16 protein-coding genes are annotated in these 18,656 nt (G+C 68.7%); 7 read left to right on the top strand and 9 right to left on the bottom strand.

Going from position 1 to position 18,656, the window contains the following annotated elements:
* Positions 1-60 precede the first annotated feature (60 nt).
* The gene (locus CLU95_RS30375; RefSeq protein WP_099797024.1) at positions 61-966 is read left to right on the top strand and encodes an SDR family oxidoreductase; all 906 of its coding nucleotides are present in this window, start codon (positions 61-63) and stop codon (positions 964-966) included.
* Between the two features lie 36 nt (positions 967-1,002).
* Here CLU95_RS30375 and CLU95_RS30370 read toward each other — a convergent pair whose 3' ends face one another.
* Complete coding sequence (locus tag CLU95_RS30370) at positions 1,003-1,689, bottom strand: FMN-dependent NADH-azoreductase (protein WP_099797023.1); 687 nt, start codon at positions 1,687-1,689, stop codon at positions 1,003-1,005.
* A 142-nt stretch (positions 1,690-1,831) separates the two neighbouring features.
* Here CLU95_RS30370 and gcvA point away from each other — a divergent pair, with 142 nt between their 5' ends.
* Both gcvA and CLU95_RS30360 read left to right on the top strand, forming a co-directional pair.
* Positions 1,832-2,734, top strand: coding sequence for a transcriptional regulator GcvA (gene gcvA / locus CLU95_RS30365; protein WP_099797022.1), 903 nt, complete (start codon positions 1,832-1,834; stop codon positions 2,732-2,734).
* Positions 2,731-3,297, top strand: coding sequence for a hypothetical protein (locus CLU95_RS30360; protein WP_099797021.1), 567 nt, complete (start codon positions 2,731-2,733; stop codon positions 3,295-3,297). Before gcvA ends, CLU95_RS30360 begins: the two co-directional genes overlap by 4 nt.
* Positions 3,298-3,393: 96 nt before the next feature.
* Here the strand turns inward: CLU95_RS30360 and CLU95_RS30355 are convergent, their stop codons facing one another.
* The gene (locus CLU95_RS30355; protein WP_143606074.1) at positions 3,394-4,416 is read right to left on the bottom strand and encodes a CFI-box-CTERM domain-containing protein; all 1,023 of its coding nucleotides are present in this window, start codon (positions 4,414-4,416) and stop codon (positions 3,394-3,396) included.
* Positions 4,417-4,499: 83 nt separating this feature from the next.
* Positions 4,500-9,002, bottom strand: a complete 4,503-nt coding sequence (locus tag CLU95_RS30350; RefSeq protein WP_099797019.1) for a Mur ligase family protein — start codon at positions 9,000-9,002, stop codon at positions 4,500-4,502.
* An 83-nt stretch (positions 9,003-9,085) separates the two neighbouring features.
* Between CLU95_RS30350 and CLU95_RS30345 the strand changes: the two genes are divergently transcribed.
* Entirely contained in the window at positions 9,086-9,727 is a 642-nt protein-coding gene (locus tag CLU95_RS30345; RefSeq protein WP_099797018.1) for an ABC transporter ATP-binding protein, read from the top strand.
* 12 nt (positions 9,728-9,739) lie between these two features.
* On the opposite strand, the gene CLU95_RS30340 is transcribed toward CLU95_RS30345, so the two are convergent.
* Positions 9,740-10,267, bottom strand: a complete 528-nt coding sequence (locus CLU95_RS30340; RefSeq protein ID WP_257214780.1) for a GNAT family N-acetyltransferase — start codon at positions 10,265-10,267, stop codon at positions 9,740-9,742.
* Between the two features lie 27 nt (positions 10,268-10,294).
* Positions 10,295-11,275: a GlxA family transcriptional regulator gene (locus CLU95_RS30335; RefSeq protein WP_099797016.1), complete on the bottom strand. Its 981-nt coding sequence runs from the start codon at positions 11,273-11,275 to the stop codon at positions 10,295-10,297.
* Positions 11,276-11,370: 95 nt separating this feature from the next.
* On the opposite strand from CLU95_RS30335, the gene CLU95_RS30330 reads away from it, so the two are divergent.
* Complete coding sequence (locus CLU95_RS30330) at positions 11,371-12,231, top strand: dienelactone hydrolase family protein (protein WP_099797541.1); 861 nt, start codon at positions 11,371-11,373, stop codon at positions 12,229-12,231.
* Here the strand turns inward: CLU95_RS30330 and CLU95_RS30325 are convergent.
* Positions 12,195-13,391 carry an MFS transporter gene (locus tag CLU95_RS30325; protein WP_099797015.1) on the bottom strand — a complete coding sequence of 399 codons (1,197 nt, stop codon included), beginning with the start codon at positions 13,389-13,391 and terminating at the stop codon, positions 12,195-12,197. The genes CLU95_RS30330 and CLU95_RS30325 overlap by 37 nt on opposite strands.
* A 90-nt stretch (positions 13,392-13,481) precedes the next feature.
* Here CLU95_RS30325 and CLU95_RS30320 point away from each other — a divergent pair, with 90 nt between their 5' ends.
* Positions 13,482-14,444 carry a LysR substrate-binding domain-containing protein gene (locus tag CLU95_RS30320; protein WP_099797014.1) on the top strand — a complete coding sequence of 321 codons (963 nt, stop codon included), beginning with the start codon at positions 13,482-13,484 and terminating at the stop codon, positions 14,442-14,444.
* Here CLU95_RS30320 and CLU95_RS30315 read toward each other — a convergent pair.
* From CLU95_RS30315 to CLU95_RS30305, 3 genes are all read right to left on the bottom strand, one after another.
* Positions 14,393-15,157, bottom strand: a complete 765-nt coding sequence (locus CLU95_RS30315) for a fumarylacetoacetate hydrolase family protein (RefSeq protein WP_099797013.1) — start codon at positions 15,155-15,157, stop codon at positions 14,393-14,395. The genes CLU95_RS30320 and CLU95_RS30315 overlap by 52 nt on opposite strands.
* A gap of 298 nt (positions 15,158-15,455) precedes the next feature.
* A complete protein-coding gene (locus tag CLU95_RS30310) occupies positions 15,456-16,433 on the bottom strand; it encodes a Bug family tripartite tricarboxylate transporter substrate binding protein (RefSeq protein WP_099797012.1) in 978 nt (325 codons plus the stop codon).
* A 129-nt stretch (positions 16,434-16,562) separates the two neighbouring features.
* Positions 16,563-17,807 carry a pyridoxal-phosphate-dependent aminotransferase family protein gene (locus CLU95_RS30305; RefSeq protein WP_099797011.1) on the bottom strand — a complete coding sequence of 415 codons (1,245 nt, stop codon included), beginning with the start codon at positions 17,805-17,807 and terminating at the stop codon, positions 16,563-16,565.
* A gap of 121 nt (positions 17,808-17,928) precedes the next feature.
* Between CLU95_RS30305 and CLU95_RS30300 the strand changes: the two genes are divergently transcribed.
* Entirely contained in the window at positions 17,929-18,648 is a 720-nt protein-coding gene (locus CLU95_RS30300; protein ID WP_099797010.1) for a GntR family transcriptional regulator, read from the top strand.
* The last annotated feature ends 8 nt before the right edge of the window (positions 18,649-18,656 follow it).

Below are 18,656 nucleotides of genomic sequence, written 5' to 3'. Positions count from 1 at the left end.
GCGCGTTCCGTATTTCAATAGCGGCTTCCGCTTCAACGTCAGAGACAAGGACACCGGCAAATGATCCAGGACTTCAAGGGCAAGACCGCCGTACTCACCGGCGCAGGCTCGGGCTTCGGCCTCGAATGCGCGCGCATCGGCGCCGCCCGCGGCATGAACCTCGTGCTGGTCGATGTGCAGCAGGACGCACTCGACAAGGCCAAGGCCGAGATGGAGGCCCTGGGCGTCCAAGTGCTGGCGCGCAAGGTCGACGTGTCCGACGCGGCCCAGATGGAAGCGCTGGCCGCTGCCGTCAAGGAGCGCTTCGGTGCGCCGCACTTCGTGTTCAACAACGCGGGCGTGGGTGCCGGTGGCCTCGTGTGGGAAAACACCGTGGCCGACTGGGAATGGGTGCTGGGCGTCGACCTGTGGGGCGTGATCCACGGCGTGCGCCTGTTCACGCCGATGATGCTCGAGGCCGCCGCCAAGGACCCGAGCTACCGCGGCCACATCACCAACACCGCCAGCATGGCGGGCCTGCTCACGCCGCCCAACATGGGCATCTACAACGCGGCCAAGGCGGCCGTCGTGAGCCTGACCGAAACCATGTACCAGGACCTGAACCTGGTGACCGACCAGATCGGCGCCAGCCTGCTGTGCCCGTACTTCGTGCCCACCGGCATCACGAGCAGCGAGCGCAACCGCCCCAACGCACCGAAGGACACCGAGCTCACCAAGAGCCAGCTCATCGGCCAGGCCATGAGCAACAAGGCGGTGAGCAGCGGCAAGATCACGGCCGCCGAAGTCGCGGCGAAGGTGTTCGACGCCATCAGCGACAACCAGTTCTACGTGTTCAGCCACCCGAAGGCGCTGGGCAACGTGAAGAGTCGCATGGAGAACATCGTGTCGATCACCAACCCGGCCGACCCGTTCCTGGAGCGCCCCGAGATCGGCCAGAAGCTGCGCGAACAGCTGCGTTCAGCCTGATCTTTTCCCGATGAGGCGGCCCGTCGCGGGCCGCCTTCAGCCGATCTGCACCTTCGCCTGCAGGTCGCGCACCAGCTGCTCGATGCCCGACAGCGCCTCGGCCATCGAACGGTCCAGCAGATCGCCGCGGTCTTCCGCGTGCTCGACCGCGATGTCGTGCACCTCGTGCAGCCCGAGCAGGCCCAACGCGGCCTTCACCCCTGGCACCAGAAAATTCAGATGCGCCTGAACGCCGCCGGGCGCGAAGCCGCTGCTGCCGTGCGCGGTGAGCAGCACGGTGCGGCGCGGGCGCTCGGCCAGCAGCGGCACGTAGGGATCGTCCAGGCTCGGGTCCATGTCGAAGGTCTCGCCGACACGCACGATGTTGTCGATCCACGCCTTCACGGTGGCCGGCGCGCTGTAGTTGTACATCGGCGTGCCCATGACGATCACGTCGGCGCGGCGCAGCTCGGCAATGAAGGTGTCGCTCTCGGCCAGCACCTCGTGCATCCAGGGCTCGCGCGCTTCGACGGGCGTGAAGGCGCTGTGGATCCAGTCGCCGGTGATCGCCTGCGGTGGCGCGGTGCCGAAGTCGCGGTAGATCACTTCGTCCTGCGGGCGCGCCGCCTGCCAGGTGCTGACGAAGTGGTGGCTCAGACGGCGCGAATGCGAGCCGTGGACGACCGCGCCCGAACGGCCGGAACGCGGGCTGGCATCGATGTGGAGCAGGGTGGTGGTGGTCATGGCGTGGTCCTCGGTTGGATGAAGGAAATTCAGCTGTCTGCTTGACACGGTTCCCAATCTATCGAAGCATCCGAAGCCGGACAAACGACGAATTTTTCTCGCTGCGGAAAACTGAATTCATCTATTCGCCACGCCGAACACCATGGCCCTCCTGCATTCCCTGCCGCCCCTGGCTTCGCTGCGCGCCTTCGAGGCCGCCGCGCGCCATTGCAGCGCCAAGCTCGCGGCGAACGAGCTGTCGGTCACGCCCACGGCCATCAGCCACCAGGTGCGACAGCTCGAAGACTCGCTGGGCGTGCCGCTGTTCGTGCGCCAGCCGCGCCAGCTCGTGCTGACCCCGCAGGGCCGCGAGCTGCAGGCGGTGCTCAGCGATTCGTTCAGCGCCATGGCGCAGGCCATCGCGCGCCTGCGGGCGCCGCCCGAGCGCAGCGCGATCACGCTGTCGACCACGCCCGCCGTGGCCGCGCGCTGGCTGCTGCCGCGCGTCGGTGCGCTGCGCGCGGCGCACCCCCGGCTCGACCTGCGCATCCACGCCTCGCACGACGCGGTGCCGCTCGACGGTCTCACGGCCGACGTCGCCATCCGCTACGGCAAGGGCCAGTGGCCGGGCCTCGTGGCCGAGAAGCTGTTCGACACCGTCTTCGCGCCGGCGTGCAGCCCCGCGCTCAAGCTGCGTCGCCCGGCCGATCTCGTGAAGCACACGCTGCTGCATTTCGCGGTGCCGAACAGCAAGACCCAGCCGGGCACCTGGGCCGCATGGCAGCAGGTGGCGCAGGTGCCCGGCCTCGACGTGACGGCCGGCCCCGTGTTCTCCGACGAAACCCACACCGTCTCGGCCGCGTTGCAGGGGCAGGGCGTGGCGCTGATGGGCCTGGCACTCATCGCCGACGAACTGCGCGCGGGCAACCTCGTGCGGCCCTTCGGGCCGGTGCTGCAGGGCTCGCCGTTCTACCTCGTGTGCCCGCAGGCGCGGCGCGATGATCCGAATGTGGCGGCGGTGTTCGAGTGGGTGAAGGGGTTGCAGCCGTTGGGCTTGGCGACATGAAATTCCCGCGCCAGCTGCCGCTGGCTGTCGTGGCATTGCTGCTGTCGATGACTGGATGCGCCACGGCGCCGAAAGATGCCGCGTCGGTGGTCCAAAGCTATCGCCGTTTTCTGGTGGACACCGAAACCCCGTTTCCGGAACGGACCCGACGGCTGGGGTTGGAACTCGAGGGCGACATGGCGTCTTTGACGCACCGCTTCGGGCGCCTCAAGCCTTTGCCGGGGAGTCCCATCGGCTTCGCGTCGGTGGATGTCTTGCACGGCTCACAGCCTCACTATCGAACGAGGATGCTGGCGGAGTTCGACACGTCCGTTGTCTGCATCACGCGCGACGATCTGGCGGCGCTGGGCAAGGTCGGCGAGAGCACGGGAGACATGACGGTCGTGCACGAAATCCGCGACGGACAGATGACCCTGATGCCAATGCGGGCGGGGCCGGGCTATCTGTTCCTGACCACGGCGCCCGAGTCGACCGTGATTCGTCTGGCGTTCGCTCAGGCCTGCCTGTATCGGATGGAACATGAGGTTCGCTTGACGCTGCGTGACCCACCGTCTGCCAACTAGCCACCCTGGCGGCTAAGACGGAGCGCGCAAATCAATGCGAGCGGCCGCAGGCAGGTGCAAAGGCGCATTCGTGGCTCTGGCATTCGATGGCCCCACTCATCGGGTCTTGCAACGATTGAATGCCTTGACACATGCAACCGCAGGCGCAACCACGAGGACATAGGCAGCGCTTCTCCGGGCCTTCGACTTGGCGACCTGTCGCGCGAGTGCCGGGCCGCGCCTCCAGTACCAGGCAATGAAAGCGCGCCCGACCGAAAAACGAACCAGATGTTCGTCCCTGAAGACTCTGAGGAGCACGACCGCCGGGTGCGTCGGGTCGCCCATCGTGGCGGTCACGATGAAGCACTGCTTCCCGGCGCGTTGCACCATCGGATATTCATAGCCTGGCTTGAACACCGCCAGCTTTGCGCTGTAGCCCTCCATGATTTCGCGCAACTGCTTCTCCGTCGCGTCGTCCACCGCACAGTAGCCTTCGCTGGTGCTGGCGCCATAGAGGCCCTCGATGTTGTCCCTGCACACCTCGATCACGAACTCGATGATTTCCACATCGTCGGGCACGCGGCGGTGCACGATATTCGCGGCGGCGAGGTAGTGCGCGCACTGCTGCACATAGCTTTCCCACGCGGAAGATGACGGGGCAGCACGCAGCAGCTCTTTCGAGGCGGCATGGAGCGGAAACATCAGGGCCTTGGTCTTCGAGACCTCGTCTTTCAGCAAGGCGGCCTGACGCTCAGGCGCGGCTGCTGCGCGCGCACCGTGAAATGCCTCGAGCATTTCCCGCAGTCGAAGATGAAGGGGCCGGCTGTCCAGGCCCAGCGTATACGCCTTGCTGAGCCAAATTTCGACATCGCCAGGATCGATCTCCAGCGCGCGATCCAAATACTCGCAGGCCTCCGAATAGTTGCCTGCAGCCACCGCAATCGCGCCCAGCCGTTTGAGATTCGCCGCATTGGCGGGCGGCTGCGCTGCGGGCTGAACCCACTGAACGTAGTGCGCTGGCCGTGCGGGCTCGCGCACTATGATGTCGATCCCGCAGTACTGGCATGTCACGAAATCCCGCTCTGCTGGAATTTCAAGGGCGCCAGAACATTGGGGGCACACAGCGGCAACAAGATTCATTGAAATTCGAGCGAATTGAAGAGGGGACGTCGGCCGTGAAATGTAGCAAGCGCCGGCGGCCGATCTCTCCTTGCCGCAGCGGCCTACTGCAGCCCCGGCGCCGCCGGCGTCTCGAACCCACGCTGCAACAGCAACGCCGACAGCCGCGCACAGGTCTGGCGATCCGGTGCGCCGAGCACGACCGACACCAGCCGGCGCTGGTCGCGCTGCGCGGTGGCGATCAGGTGTGAGCCCAGGCCCGGCAGCGAGCCGGTCTTGAGGCCGTCCACGCCGGGCACGCGGCCCAGCAGCAGGTTGGTGCTCGGGGCTTCGGCGGACACGCCGTCGAGCCGGTCCTTGCCGGCCATCTCGAGCACCGACGGAAAGTCGCGCAGCACGTGGCGCGCCATCGTGAGCATGTCGACCGCGGTGGTGCGCGCCGTGCGCACCAGGCCGGCGGGGCAGGCGAAGTGCGTGTCGTGCATGCCCCAGGCCTGCGCCTGGCGGTTCATCGCCGCGACGAAGCTGTCGAAGTCGCCGCTGTGCCACGACGCCAGCGTGAGCGCCGCCTTGTTGGACGACACGACCAGCGCCGCTTCGAGCAGGCGATGCACGGGCAGCGGCGGCGCACCGGCCGCATACAGCGCGGCCGACGGATCGTCGCGCGCGGGCACGGGGTCGACGGGCACCTGCACGGCTTCGGCATGGCGGTCGAGCCGGTCGTCGCGCAGCTTCTGTTCGACCAGCGCGGCGGTGACCAGCTTCGACAGCGAGGCGGGCACAAAGCTGTGTTCTGAAGGCTGATGGGTCAGCAGCCGGTCGTGCGTGAGGTCGTACAGCACCCAGCTCGGCGTGGGTTGCGCGCTCTCCGCCGGCGAACCGGTGCGCCGGATCACGACGGCGGGCGGCTGGGGCATGGGGGGGAGCGCGGGCGGTTTCGGCATTGCCGCAGCAGCAGCAGCCGCCGCTGCCGCGCGTTCGCGCGCGCGGCGTGCCTGTTGTTGCTGCTCTTTTTCCTTCTCTTCTTCCTGCCGCTCGGTCATGGTGCGCACGATCTGCCACAGCCCCGTGCCGTTGGAGCTCTTGAAGAGCACGGTGTCGTCGGTGGCGACCTGTTCGAGCAGTGCGCGCTCCAGCGCCTCCAGCGTGTCGAAGGCCTGCACGGTGGCGCCTTGCGGCAAGGCGGCGGCGAGGCGTTCGTGCAGCCGCGTCATGCACTCGCCCAGCAGGAACACGCGCGCCGGGTGGCACTGGACGATGGGCTCGACGAGCGCATCGTGGTGGCGCTGCGTGTCGTCGCCCAGCTCCTTCATGTCGCCGAGCACGAGCAGCTTGCGGCCCTGTTCGTCGGACTGGTCGGCCAGCGAGGCCAGCGCCGCCGTCATCGACAGCGGGTTCGCGTTGTACGACTCGTCGATGACGCGAAAGCGCTTGTGGTCGAGCGTGAACGACAGCTCCTGGCCGCGCCCCTTCACGGCGGCGAACGAGGCCAGCTGCTCGGGCACGCGCCCGCTGTCGAGTGACAGCGCATGCGCCACGGTGAAGCACACGAGGCTGTTGACGGCCATGTGGCGGCCCTTGGCGCCGAGCGTGTATTCGAAGCGCTGGCCGTCGCTGTGGGGGCGGCTGGCGCGGACGTGGCCGGTGGCCGGATCGTGGGCGTCGAGCCGGAAGTCGGCCGATGCGGCGCTGCCGTAGGTCAGCACGCGCAGCTCACGCGCCCGCGCACGCTCCACGAGGTAGTCGAAATGGTCGGTGTCGGTGCAGATCACGGCGCAGGCGCCGGGCTGCATGCCTTCGAAGATGTTGGCCTTGCGTCGCGCGACGTCCAACACGGTCTCGCCTTCGCCCAGGTGCGAGGCCGTGATGTTCGTGAGCACGGCCAGGTCGGGCCGCACGCGCTTGATGTTCTGGTAGTCCACCGCGTTGATCGCGCTGACGGCCACCTCCAGGATCACCAGGTCGGTCTGCGCGGGCGCATTGGCCAGCATCGACAGCATGCCCACCCGCGAGTTGTAGTTGTCGATGGTCGCGACACGGGTGTGCGTGGGCGCGAAGGCATGGTCGAGCATGTGGCACACCGAGGTCTTGCCTGCGCTGCCCGTGATGCCGATGACCTTGCCCTGCAGCCGTTCGCGCGCGGCAATGCCCAGCTCGACCAGCGCCTGGATCGGGTCGTCGACCAGCAGCACCGGGAAGTCGGGCGCCAGGCCCGGCACGGGCTTGCGCAGCATGGCGCCGGCCAGCGTGGGCTGCATGCGTGCGACCGACTCCGACCAGTCCCAGTTGCGCTCGCCCTCGTTGTCGCCGAAGCGTTCGTGGATCGCGAGCGTCCAGTAGTCGGAGGCGACGAACATCGTGGGCGACGGCACCATGGGCGTGTGGCCTTCGCCGCGCGTGAGCGAGCGAATGAACCAGCCCGGCGGCGGGGCGACGTGCCATCTGCCGCCTGTCACGGCTTCGATCTGCGCGGCGTTCCAGGTCTGACGCGGCTCGCCGGGCTGGTCGGGCGGCAACGCTTCGGGCGCGACGATGTTGTAGCGCGGCACCGGCGGAAAGCGCCACATCGGCGCGGGCGATGCCTTGCCTTCCTGCAGGATGAAATCGAAGAAGCGCTGCATGCGCAGGCGCTCCACGCGACGACCATCAGGACCGATCAGCCCGGCCTCGATCTGCATGTCGGCGTCGTACAGCCGCGTGGCGAGCGGCGGGCGCAACGTGTGGACGTCGCGGTAGACCTTGCCCGGCACCCACTGGCTGACAGGATGGCGGCCATGGCAGGGCGCATGGCCGGTCGACAGGCCCCAGGCCGGCGCGGTGACGCAGGTGGCGGGGCGCGCGCCGATGTCCAGGCGCCAGTCGGTGTCGACGGGCGCGTCGGCCTGCCACCAGGTTTCGACGGTCACCGGGCCTGGGCCGATCTGCTCGCGCGGGCGGACGCGGGCACCGAGCAGGCGCAGCGGGCCCAGCGTCAGCGGGTAGGTGAAGCGGACATCGCGTGGCACGGCGTCGAGCACTGCCTCAGGGCGCGGCTGCCGCGCGGCGGTGCGGACCGCGTCGGCCAGAGCCTCGTCGCGCAGCGGCGCACCGGCGGGCGACTGCAGCAGTTTCAGAACGGCCGTGGCGTCGGCGAGCGCCTGCGCCGTGTCGCCGAAGAAGCTGCCTTCGATCGCGGCCGGCTGCGCAAAGAACATTGCGCGCTCGGGCCCTGCGTGGCTGTCGGCGAGGCGCTGCATGCTGTGCATCAGCGCGCGGTGCAAAGCACTGCGGTCGAGCCCGTCGAGCAGCGGCTGCTGCGCGGGGCTGGCGTCGAGCCGAGCGGCCAGTTCGGCCCCGGCTACCAACTGGGCCGGCAGCGCCGGCGATGCAGTGCTCTGCGCGAGCGCGACATCGAGCGAGGCGTGCAGGTTCTGCAGGCCGAACTGGAAGTAGCGTGGTTCGGGCCGGTAGCGCGTGAGTGCACTCGTGGCGCGGCACAGCGCATGGTCTTGGGCGTTGGCGTAGCCGGCGGCGGCAAAGTGCTCGAAGGCTTTCTCGACGGCGCCGAACCAGCGGCGGTTGCCGGTGAGGGCGTACAGGCGCAGCAGCGCGACGAGGGCCTCGTCGTCTTCATGCGCGTCGCCGGACGCTTCGGTCTTCACCGCCATCGACGGATGGTGCAGCGCGCGGGCGAAGCGGCCGGAGACCGGGTCCTGCATGTGCAGCACGGCGCGTGCGAGTTGGTCGAGCAGGGGCAGGTAGCGCCGGTCGCGGCTCAGCTCGGTGTAGCGCACCAGCGCGCCGATGCAGGCGGCATTGGCGCCGAGAGAGGTGTCGTCGGTCGCAGGCTCCATGAGGCAGGCGACGTGCGTGCCGTTGGGCAGCGCGGCCGGACGGATCAGCGTGCGTGTCAGCCGCGTGAGTGCGCGATGGATCGCGGCCTGGCGGGTTTCAGCTTGCGCTGGGTCCCAGGCGTCCAGCAGCGCGTGCACAGCGCGGGCATGGTCTGCGGCGCTGGGTGCGTCTGCATCGGACGGGTTCGGGGCGAACGCGCCGTCGGCCTGCACGCGTGCGGCGAGATGGTCGGCGCCGGCGGCGATCATGCAGCGCAGCAAGGGCGCGTCGATGGACTGCCGCTCGCGGTGGCCGTCGGTGGCGATGGCGTGCGCGCCGCTGGCGTCCACATGCACCGCGCGGGCCTGGAAGGCCCAGACGGTGGTGTCGTCGTCGGTCGGGGCGTTCAGAAGCTGGTGGCGCTGGCTGTCGATCTGCGGAGCGAGCAGGGCGGTGTCGCATCGCGCGTCGAAGGCCAGGCCTTCGGTGGCGGGGGACGTCAGGGCCGCCTTGAACGCGCCCCAATGCAGCGGGCGCATGCGCCGGACCCAGTCGACGCGCAGGTCGCGCGGCACGCCGGTGGCTTGCGCTTCGAGTGCCTGCGTGCCTTGCGCCCAAGCTTCTTCGAGGGTCTTGCCACGGGCGGACAGCACCCGTGCCTGCGTCGTGCCGTCGCCCCATGCGAAGAAGAGGATGCAGTCGTCGAGGCCGTCGTCGGCGGCGGGCGTTTCGTCGGGGGTCGATGCGGTGTGCAGGGCCTGCCAGGCGCTGCCCAGAAGATCGGAGAGACTCACAGCGTTGTTTCCTGTCCTGCCCGACTCGCGGCGGGCGCAGTTACAAATGGCGTTCAGTCTAGCGTTACAGATACAAATTCCGCATGAGGCTTTCCATAGCTCCCCCCCTCCTCGAGATTCAGAACCTGCACTTCGCGTACCCCGACCAGCCCGCGCTGGCCAACGGCTGGTCTGCCACCGTCGGCGAGGGCGTCACGCTGATGTACGGCGACACCGGCAGCGGCAAGTCGACCTTGCTGCGCGTGCTGGCGGGCCAGCAGCCTGCGTCGGCCGGGCAACTGCGCGCGGCCGGCGTGGCGCTCGACGCCGAACCCGAGGCCTACCGGCGCCAGGTCTTCTTCTGCGAGCCGGCGTCGGAAGGCTTCGATCAGCTCAGCGCGCAGGCCTGCACGGCCTTGCTGGGCGAGGGTGACGCGGGCTTCGACCAGGCCGAGTGGCTGCGCCTTGTCGAGGCGTTCTCGCTCGCGCCGCACCTCGAAAAGCAGATGTTCATGCTGTCGACCGGCTCCCGCCGCAAGGTCGGGCTGGCCGCCGCGCTCGCGTCGGGCCGGCCTGTGGTGCTGCTCGACGACCCGGTGGGCGCGCTCGATGCGCGTTCGATCCACGGCCTGTGGCAGGCGATCGAGCGGCGCATCGCGCAGCCAGGGCGGGCCGTGGTCGTGGCCAGCAGCGAGCGCATCACGGAGGTGCCGTTGGCGGCGAGCATCGAACTGCCGCTGGGCTGATCAGCTGCGCGCTCAATGGGGCGGAGTCGCCATCACGTGGTTGTCGTGCCGTTCGTCGCCGAGCACGAACTGCGTCAGTCCCGTCACGGCCAGCCCGTGCTTTTCGTAGAACGCGCAGGCGCGCAGGTTCTTCACGTTCACCGTGAGCCACAGGCCGTCGCTGCCTGTGCGTGCGTGGGCGGCGCTGCGGGCTTCGCGCAGCAGCATCGACCCGACGCCGCTGCGCGCAAACGGTGACTGCACGTAGAGCGTGCGCAGTTTGGTGTCGCAGCCCGGCACCAGTGGCTGCGCGGCGCCGAACTGCAGCAATGCGTAGCCGACGAGATGGCCATCGACCTGCGCGACCCGCAGTGCAGCATCGGGGGCCTCAGCCCATGCAGCGAACGCGGCCGGCGTGAAGGTCGACAGCACGTAGCGTCCGAGCAGTTCGTTCACGCCGTCGGTCGCATAGGTGTCGAGCCACACCTGGATCGCCAGCGCGGCGAGCGCGTGTGCATCAGCTGCGGTGGCGGGACGAACGGTGACAGGCGGACGGGTCATGGTGCGGCGCATTCTGCGACAGCCACGTCACGCCGTCTGCAGTGCCGACCGGAAGCGACTCGGCGGCGCGCCGGCCGACTTGCGCATCAGCCGCCGCAGCGCCGTGGCGTCTTCGTAGCCGACCTGCGTCGCGACCTGGTCGATGGTCATGCGGCTGCTTTCGATCAGCATGCGAGCGCGGTTGAGCCGCACGCTCTGCACCAGCGCCAGCGCGCCCAGCCCGGTGGCGGCACGCACGCGCCGGGCCAGCGTGCGCTGCGACATTGCGAACTCGTCGGCCAGCGCGGCCACGCTGGGCGGCGTGGGCAGCGCAGCTTCGATGCGCTGCGTGAGGCGCGAAATCAGTTCGTTGCCGTTGGACAGCATCGACGGCACGACGAACGGGGCCTGCGCCTGCCGGCCGTCGATCAGCAGCACCTTGCTCACGGCCTCGGCCAGTGCGGGGCCGAAACGCGTGCGCAGCAGATGGAGCATGAGGTCGGACTGCGCGAAGGCCGCGCCCGCCGTGCTGACCGGCCCGTCGGCGCAGACCATGCGGTCGGCGTCGACGAGGCAATTTGTTTCGAGCCGGCGCAGCTCGGGCGCGAGCCACCACGAGGTCGTGACGCGGCGCGCGTGCAGCAGGCCGGCCGCCTGCAAAAGGAACACGGCCGAGCACGAAGCCGCCACCGCGCCGCCGCGCGCGGCATGGCGCCGCACCGCGTCGATGGCGGCACGGGCGTTGTCGTCGGTCAGGCGCAGTGCAAGGTCGGCGGGTTTGTCGACGCCAAGGCCGGGAACGATCCACGTCGAGCCGTCGGTGCGCGCGCGGCGGGGCATGGCGAGGGTGTCGATCTGCAGGCCATTGCTCAGGGGCACCATGCCGCCGTCGGGCGACACCACGCGCCAGGTGGGGCGGGGCATCTTGTGGCGCGGTGCGAGCGTGGCGGCTGCGGCGAGCACGTCGAGCGTGACGGCGGTGCTGGTGCCGAAGCTGCCCGGAAGGACGAGAACGGTGAAATCTTGCATGGCTGAAATAGCCTGATCAATGTCTAAACGGACACTGGCAGTCTAGCGCCGCACCGGGTGCAATGGCAGCCACCTCAACCTTCTGGATTTCGACCATGACGCAGCCCATGGACAGGACCGATCCGCTCGACGACTTCACCCGCCGCGAGATCACGCTCGACGGCGCCACCAAGGCGGTCTACGTGGCCGGCACTGGCCCGGCGGTGATCGTGATGACCGAGATGCCGGGCATCAGCCCGCACGTGGCGCGCTTCGCCCGCTGGGTGCGCGAGGCCGGCTTCACGGTCTACATGCCGTCGATGTTCGGTCGCGACGGCGCCGTGCCGGACGCGGACGAGGGCAAGGCCGTGTTCCAGCGCGCCTGCGTGAGTGCCGAGTTCCGCGCCTTCGCGGGCAACGCCTCGAGCTCGGTGACGCAGTGGCTGCGCGCGCTGGCGCGGTTGGCGCACGCGGAATGCGGCGGGCCGGGTGTGGGTGCGATCGGGATGTGCTTCACCGGCAACTTCGCGCTCACCATGATGCTGGAGCCCGCGGTGCTGGCGCCTGTGCTGTCGCAGCCGTCGCTGCCGCTGGACAACCCCGGCGGCATCGAGATTTCTCAGGAAGAGATCGCCCAGGTGCGCCAACGCCTGGAGCGCGAAGACCTGACCGTGATGGCCTACCGTTTCGAGGGCGACCGCTTCTGCCGGGCCCAGCGTTTCGCGGCGTATGCAGACGCACTGGGCGACCGATTCCTAGCCCGCGTGCTGCCCGACAGCGCGGCCAACACGCGCGGCCTGCCTTCGTTCTTCTCGCAGGTGGTGGCAAGCCCACACAGCGTGGTGACGGCGCACCTGATCGACGAGGCAGGCCAGCCGACGATCGCGGCGCGCGACGAGATCCTTTCGTTCTTCTCGCGCCGCTTGCGGGGTGTATCGGGTCAGGCCCGTGCCGAGGCACCGTCGGCGGACAGCTGACCGGTCTTCTGTGCGCGACGGTCGAGCGAACGGCTCCAGAGTGCAATCGCCAGGCCCACGAGCGTGAGCAGCGCAGCCACCCAGCCCAGCGCGCGCAGGCCTGGGCCATGGTCGATCGTCACGCCGCCGACCCAGGCGCCGAGTGCGTTGCCGAGGTTGAAGGCCGCGATGTTGAGGCTCGACGCCAGGTTCTGGCCCGCGCCCGAAGCCTTCTCCAGCACGCGCAGCTGCATCGGTGCCACGGTCGCGAACGAGGCCACGCCGAGCAGGCCGACGAACACCACGGCGGTGAACGGCGTGCCGATGGTGAACTGCATCGCGCCGAGCACCACGGCCAGCGCCACCAGCGTGCCGAGCACGGCGGCCATCGGTGCGCGGTCGGCCAGCTTGCCACCGAGGATGTTGCCGACGGCCAGGCCTCCGCCGAACACCAGCAGGATTGGCGACACGGCCGATTCCGACAGGCCGGTGAGCTGCGTGAGCAGCGGCTGGATGTAGGTGAACACCACGAACACGCCGGCAAAGCCGAGCACCGTCATTGCCAGGCCGAGCAGCACCTGCGGGCGCGCCAGCACGGCCAGCTCTTCGCGCAGCGGCGCGGGCTTGACCTCGCCCTTCACGCGCGGCACGAACACGGCGAGCACCACGAGCGCGAGCACGCCGATCACCGTCACGGCCCAGAAGGCCGAACGCCAGCCGAACTGCAGGCCCAGCCACGCACCGGCGGGCACGCCGAGCAGCGTGGCGGCGGTGAGGCCGGTGAACATGATCGCGATGGCCGAGGCGCGGCGCTCGGGCGCCACGAGGCCGGTGGCGACCACCGAGCCGACGCCGAAGAAGGTGCCGTGCGCCAGCGAGGTGATGACGCGTGCGGCCATGAGCATCTCGTAGTTGGGCGCGAGCGCGCAGGCGAGGTTGCCGAGCGTGAAGATCGCCATCAGCGCGAGCAGCACGGTCTTGCGCGGCAGCTTGCGGGTGGCGATGGTGAGCACGGGCGCGCCGACCGCGACCCCGAGCGCGTAGCCCGAAATCAGCAAGCCGGCGGCCGTGATGGAAACCTGAAGATCCGTCGACACCTGCATGAGCAGGCCCATGATGACGAATTCGGTGGTGCCTATTCCGAAGGCACCGGCGGTGAGGGCAAGAAGAGCGATGGGCATGATGCCTGTACTGTGCGGACAATCGGACTCGGTGACTAGAATGCCGCGAGTACATGCACTTGTGAATTGAAGTCACAGTAAAGGAAGCCCATGCCGCGCATCGATGTCAACCGCTCCGGCGAAATGGAGGCCTTCGTGCAGGTGGTGGAGGCGGGCGGTTTTTCGGCGGCGGCGCGGCTGCTCGACATGACGCCTTCGGCCATCAGCAAGCTGGTGGCGCGGCTCGAGCTGCGCCTGGGCATCCAGCTGGTGCACCGTTCCACGCGCAAGCTGCAGCTCACGCCCGAGGGGCTGCATTTCTACGAGCGCAGCACGCGCGTGCTGGCCGACATGGACGAGGCCGAGCGTTGTGCCGCGGCCGGTGCGGCGCCGCGCGGGCGGGTGAGCATCAACGCGAGCGTGTCCTTCGGGCATCACAAGCTGGTGCAGCTGGTGCCGCGCCTGCTCGAGATGCATCCGCAGATCACGCTCGACATTGCGCTGACCGACCGCATCGTCGATTTGATGGACGAGCGCGCCGACATCGCGATCCGCTGGGGCCAGTTGCCGTCGTCCGACCTGGTGGCGCGGCGCCTGGGCGAAACCAGCCAGTCGATCGTGGCCGCGCCGGACTATCTGGCGAAGTACGGCACGCCGCGCACGCCGCAGGAGCTGGAGGCGCACAACCGGCTGGGCTGGAGCTACCGGCGCAACACGCCCGACTGGCCGCTGCGCGTCGATGGCCGCATGGTGATGCTGCCGGTGGCAGGGCCGGTGCGCGCGGGCGATGGCGAGACGCTGCGGCAGCTGGCGATTGCGGGGGCGGGCGCGGCGCGGTTGTCGCTGTATCACATCCAGCACGACATCGATGCCGGCCGGCTGGTGCCCTTGCTCGAAGAGTTCAATCCGGGCGAGATCGAGCCGATCCACGCGGTGTACATCGGCAAGGCCGGCACGCTGCCCGCGCGGGTGCGGGCGGTGCTCGACTTTCTGGTGGCGTGCTCGGGTGTGGGCGGCGGGCGTTACACGCTCAAGCGCACGGCGCCGATGCCGGGGAACTCTGCCCTCACCTGATCGCCGCGGCGGCAGGGCAGCACGCCGACCCAGGAGCCGGTGGTGACGACGGTGCCGGCGGGCACGGTCTGGCCATGGCGCGTGAGGTGGCGCAGCCAGATCGGCAGCAGCCACGCCGGATCGGCCAGCGGATGCGTGCCTTCGCGCACAACCGTTTCTGCATCGCCAATCTTGGTTTCGCAGCGCTGCGAGGCCCAGTCGACGGCGGCGTACGGTTGCCAGTCGCCGAGCACGAGTGCGCCGTGCACCTGCGAGTCGGCCAGGCGCAGCAAGGCGGGTGTGGCGGCCAGGTCTTGCCAGCGGGCATCGACGATTTCGACGGAGACGGCCATGGCGTCGATGAGCGCTGCGGCGTTGTCGTGGTCGAGTGCGGCGGCTTGCGCGGGTGTGACGTCCTGGCCGAGCCTTAGTGCAATCTCGGCTTCGATGCCGGGGGTGTGGAATGTGAGGTCGCTGAAGTTGGCGGGGCTCTGGCGCACACCGGACGTGGGCAGCGGAGCGTGCGTGAGCGTGGCGCTGCGGGAGCCGCCGCCGGACTTCCAGGTCTTCGGGACGCCGTCGAACCAGCCGAGGGCTGCGGCTACGGCGTCCTGCACTTCGTACGCTTGCGTTGCGTCTGGCAGTGCGTCGGTCCAGGGCGTGGCGTCGAGCGTGCGGTTGGCCTGGCGTGCGGCGATGAGGGCTTCGGTGAGGGCTTTTTGGTCGGGCGTCATTCTTGGAATCTTCTCAGGTTCTTTGGGTGTTTGTTCAGGGCGCGTGCCCAGGCCACCGGGTACTTCCCTCCGCGAATGTCCCCCGCCTTCGGCTCCTCCTTGATTTCGCTGCGGGAAGCATCCAGTGTCCTGCGCACACCGAGCGCGGTCGTTGTTCTGGTCGATCAACAACCGCACTGAACACGCTCACGTCGATGGGGTGCCTTGCGCAGCGAAATCAAGGGGGAGGCTGCAGGCCGGAGGACATTCGCGGAGCAAGGTGCCCCGTCGGCGGGAGCGTCGCCCCGAACGACAGCCCTCAGGTCTCGACCTGCACCTTGCCGTCCTTCACGACCTTCGCCCACTTGGCGATCTCGGTGTTGATGAACTGCTTGAACTTGTCCTGCGAACCGCCGCCGTCTTCCGCGCCGTAGGTGTCGAGCCGTTCCTGCACGTCAGGCATCGCGAGCACGGTGTTGACGTCGCGGTTCACCTTCTGTGCGATGGCCGGTGGCAGCTTGCCGGGGCCGACGAGGCCGTACCAGGTGGTCGCCTCGAAACCGGTAAAGCCCTGTTCCTGCATCGTCGGCACGTTCGGGTGGCCCTTGGCGCGCTTGGTGCGCGTCTGCGCCACGGCGAGCACGCGGCCGTTCTTCACGTGCGGCGTGGCGGCGGTCATGGTCTCGAAGCTGTACTGGATCTGTCCGCCCATGAGGTCGGCGAGCAGCGGGCCGCTGCCCTTGTAGGGCACATGCAGCGCATCGACGCCGCCCTGCAGCTTGAACATCTCCAGCGCCAGATGCTGCGCCGAGCCCGCGCCGGCGGAGCCGAAGCTCACGGAGCCGGGCGCGGCCTTGCAGGCGGCGACGATGTCCTTCACGCTGAGGGCCTTCTGCGCCGGGTTGGCGATGAGCAGGTTGGGCGTGACGCCCACGAGCACGATCGGCACGAAGTCGCGCTCCACGTTGTAGCGCAGCTTGGGCTGCAGGCTGGGCGCGAGCGCGTGGCTGTTGATGTGGGCCATGAGCAGGGTGCTGCCGTCGCTGGGCTGCTGCGCCACGTAGTCGGCCGCGAGCACGCCGGCGACACCGCCCTTGTTCTCGACGATGACCTGCTGGCCCCACATGATCGTGAGCTTCTGCGCGACCACGCGTGCCAGCGCGTCGGTGCCGCCGCCGGGTGGAAAGCCCACCACGATGCGCACGGGGCCGGTGGGCCACTCCTGCGCGAACAGCCGGGGCACGCCCAGCGTGGCGGCCGCGCCGGCGGCGGCCTGGATCAGGGAACGTCTTTGCATCTTCTTTGTCTCCGTCGGTTGGGGAATCCGATGCGTGCCGGGAGCCGCTTGCGCGGGCCCGGCAGGGTGGGGGCCGCCGCATCGTTCGAGCGATGCGCTGCGGCCGGCGTGAGGTTCTGCGCGTCGAGCTCAGGCTGCTTTTTGCAGGCCGACCGGTGCGGCGGGGTGGCTCGCGAAATAGTCCATCGCTGCCTGCACGCCGCTGCCCGCCAGCTTGATGCCGCTGAGCTTCATGCCCATCTCGACACCCGCGACCATCGCCACGAGCGTCAGGTCGTTGCTGTCGCCCAGGTGGCCCATGCGGAACATGCGGCCCTTGAGCTTGCCCAGGCCTGTGCCCAGCGAGAGGTCGAAGCGCTGGTGGATCAGGCGGCGCACGGCGTCGGCATCGATGCCTTCGGGCGTGATCACGCCGGTGAGCACGGGTGAGTACACGGCCGGGTCGGCGCACTGGATCGGCAGGCCCCAGGTGTTGACCGCAGCGCGCACGCCGGCGGCCCAGCGCTGGTGGCGCGCGAACACGTTGTCCAGGCCTTCGCCGAGGATCATGTCGAGCGACTCAGACAGACCGTAGAGCAGGTTGGTGTTCGGCGTGTAGGGCCAGTAGCCGTCCTTGTTCATCTCGACGATCTCGTCCCAGGCCCAGAAGGCCTTGGGCAGCTTGGCGTGCTTGGCGGTTTCGAGGGCGCGCGGCGAGAGCGCGTTGAAGCTGATGCCGGGCGGGAGCATCAGGCCCTTTTGCGAGCCGCTCACGCAGACGTCGACACCCCATTCGTCATGGCGGTAGTCGGCGCTGGCCAGGCCCGAGATGCTGTCGACCAGCAGCAGGGCGGGGTGGCCGGCGGCATCGATGGCCTTGCGCACCGAAGCGATGTCGGAGGTGGCGCCGGTGGAGGTTTCGTTGTGCACCACGCACACGGCCTTGATCTTCTTCTCGGTGTCCTTGCGCAGGCGCGCCTCGATGAGCTCGGCCTGCACGCCGCGGCGCCAGCTGGGCGCGTTGGGCAGGTGGGTGTCGGTGCCGGTGTAGGCGAGGAACTCGGTCGACAGGCCCAGGCGCGTGGCCATCTTCTGCCAGAGCGATGCGAAGTGGCCGGTCTCGTACATGAGCACGTGGTCGCCGGGGCTGAGCGTGTTGGCGAGCGCGGCCTCCCATGCACCGGTGCCCGACGCGGGATAGATCGCCACCGGGTGCTTCGTCTTGAAGATCTCCTTGATGCCGCCGAGCACCTTCAGACCCAGCGTGCCGAACTCGGGTCCGCGGTGGTCGATGGTGGGCAGGCTCATGGCCCGCAGGATGCGGTCGGGCACCGGGCTGGGGCCGGGAATCTGGAGGAAGTGACGGCCGGTGGGATGGATGTCGAGTTGCAGCATGGGCTCTCCTTTTGAAGCTAGTTTTGCATTCAAAATTCATTTATGTATGCTGGTTTACACCTATCAAGCAAGGTTGTGGTGCCTATTTTTTGCATTCAAAATGCAAGCAAGGGAACACCACATGACCGCTGAAATCATCGAAATCTCCAGGCTGGCCTTGCATGACCAGGTCGCGTCGCGCCTGCGCACCATGCTGGTCGAAGGGCGCATTGCGCCCGGCGCCAAGCTCAACGAACGCGAGCTGTGCCTGCAACTGAACGTGTCGCGCACGCCGCTGCGCGAGGCCATCAAATTGCTTGCGGCCGAAGGGCTGGTCGACCTGCTGCCCAACCGCGGCGCGGTGGCGGTGAAGCTCACCGAGGCCGACGTGCTCAACACCTTCGAGGTGCTGGCGATGCTCGAGGGCATGTCGGGCGAGCTGGCGGCCAAGCGCATCACCGACGAAGAGTTGGCCGAGGTGCGCGCGCTGCACTACGAAATGATGGCCTGCTTCGCGCGGCGCGACCTGTCGGGCTACTACAGCCTGAACGCGCGCATCCACACGGCCATCAACGACGCGGCGGCGAACCCGGTGCTGTCGAACACCTACCGCTCGATCAACGCCCGCGTGCAGTCGCTGCGCTTTCGCACCAACCAGGACGAGACCAAGTGGCAGCACGCGGTCGAGGAGCACGAGCAGATGGTGCAGGCGCTGGCCGCGCGCGACGCGCAGGCCATGCGCAAGGTGCTCACGGCACACGTGCTGCGCAAGCGCGACACCGTGCTGGAGCTGCTGCGCGCCGGCCAGATCTATCCCGCTGCCAAGAGCAAGAGCAAGACCACGAGCAACAACGCGAGCTAAGCACCCAC

The sequence above is a fragment of the Variovorax sp. 54 genome (assembly GCF_002754375.1).
GTDB lineage: Bacteria > Pseudomonadota > Gammaproteobacteria > Burkholderiales > Burkholderiaceae_C > Variovorax.
This window is presented reverse-complemented; position numbering and strand designations above follow the sequence as displayed.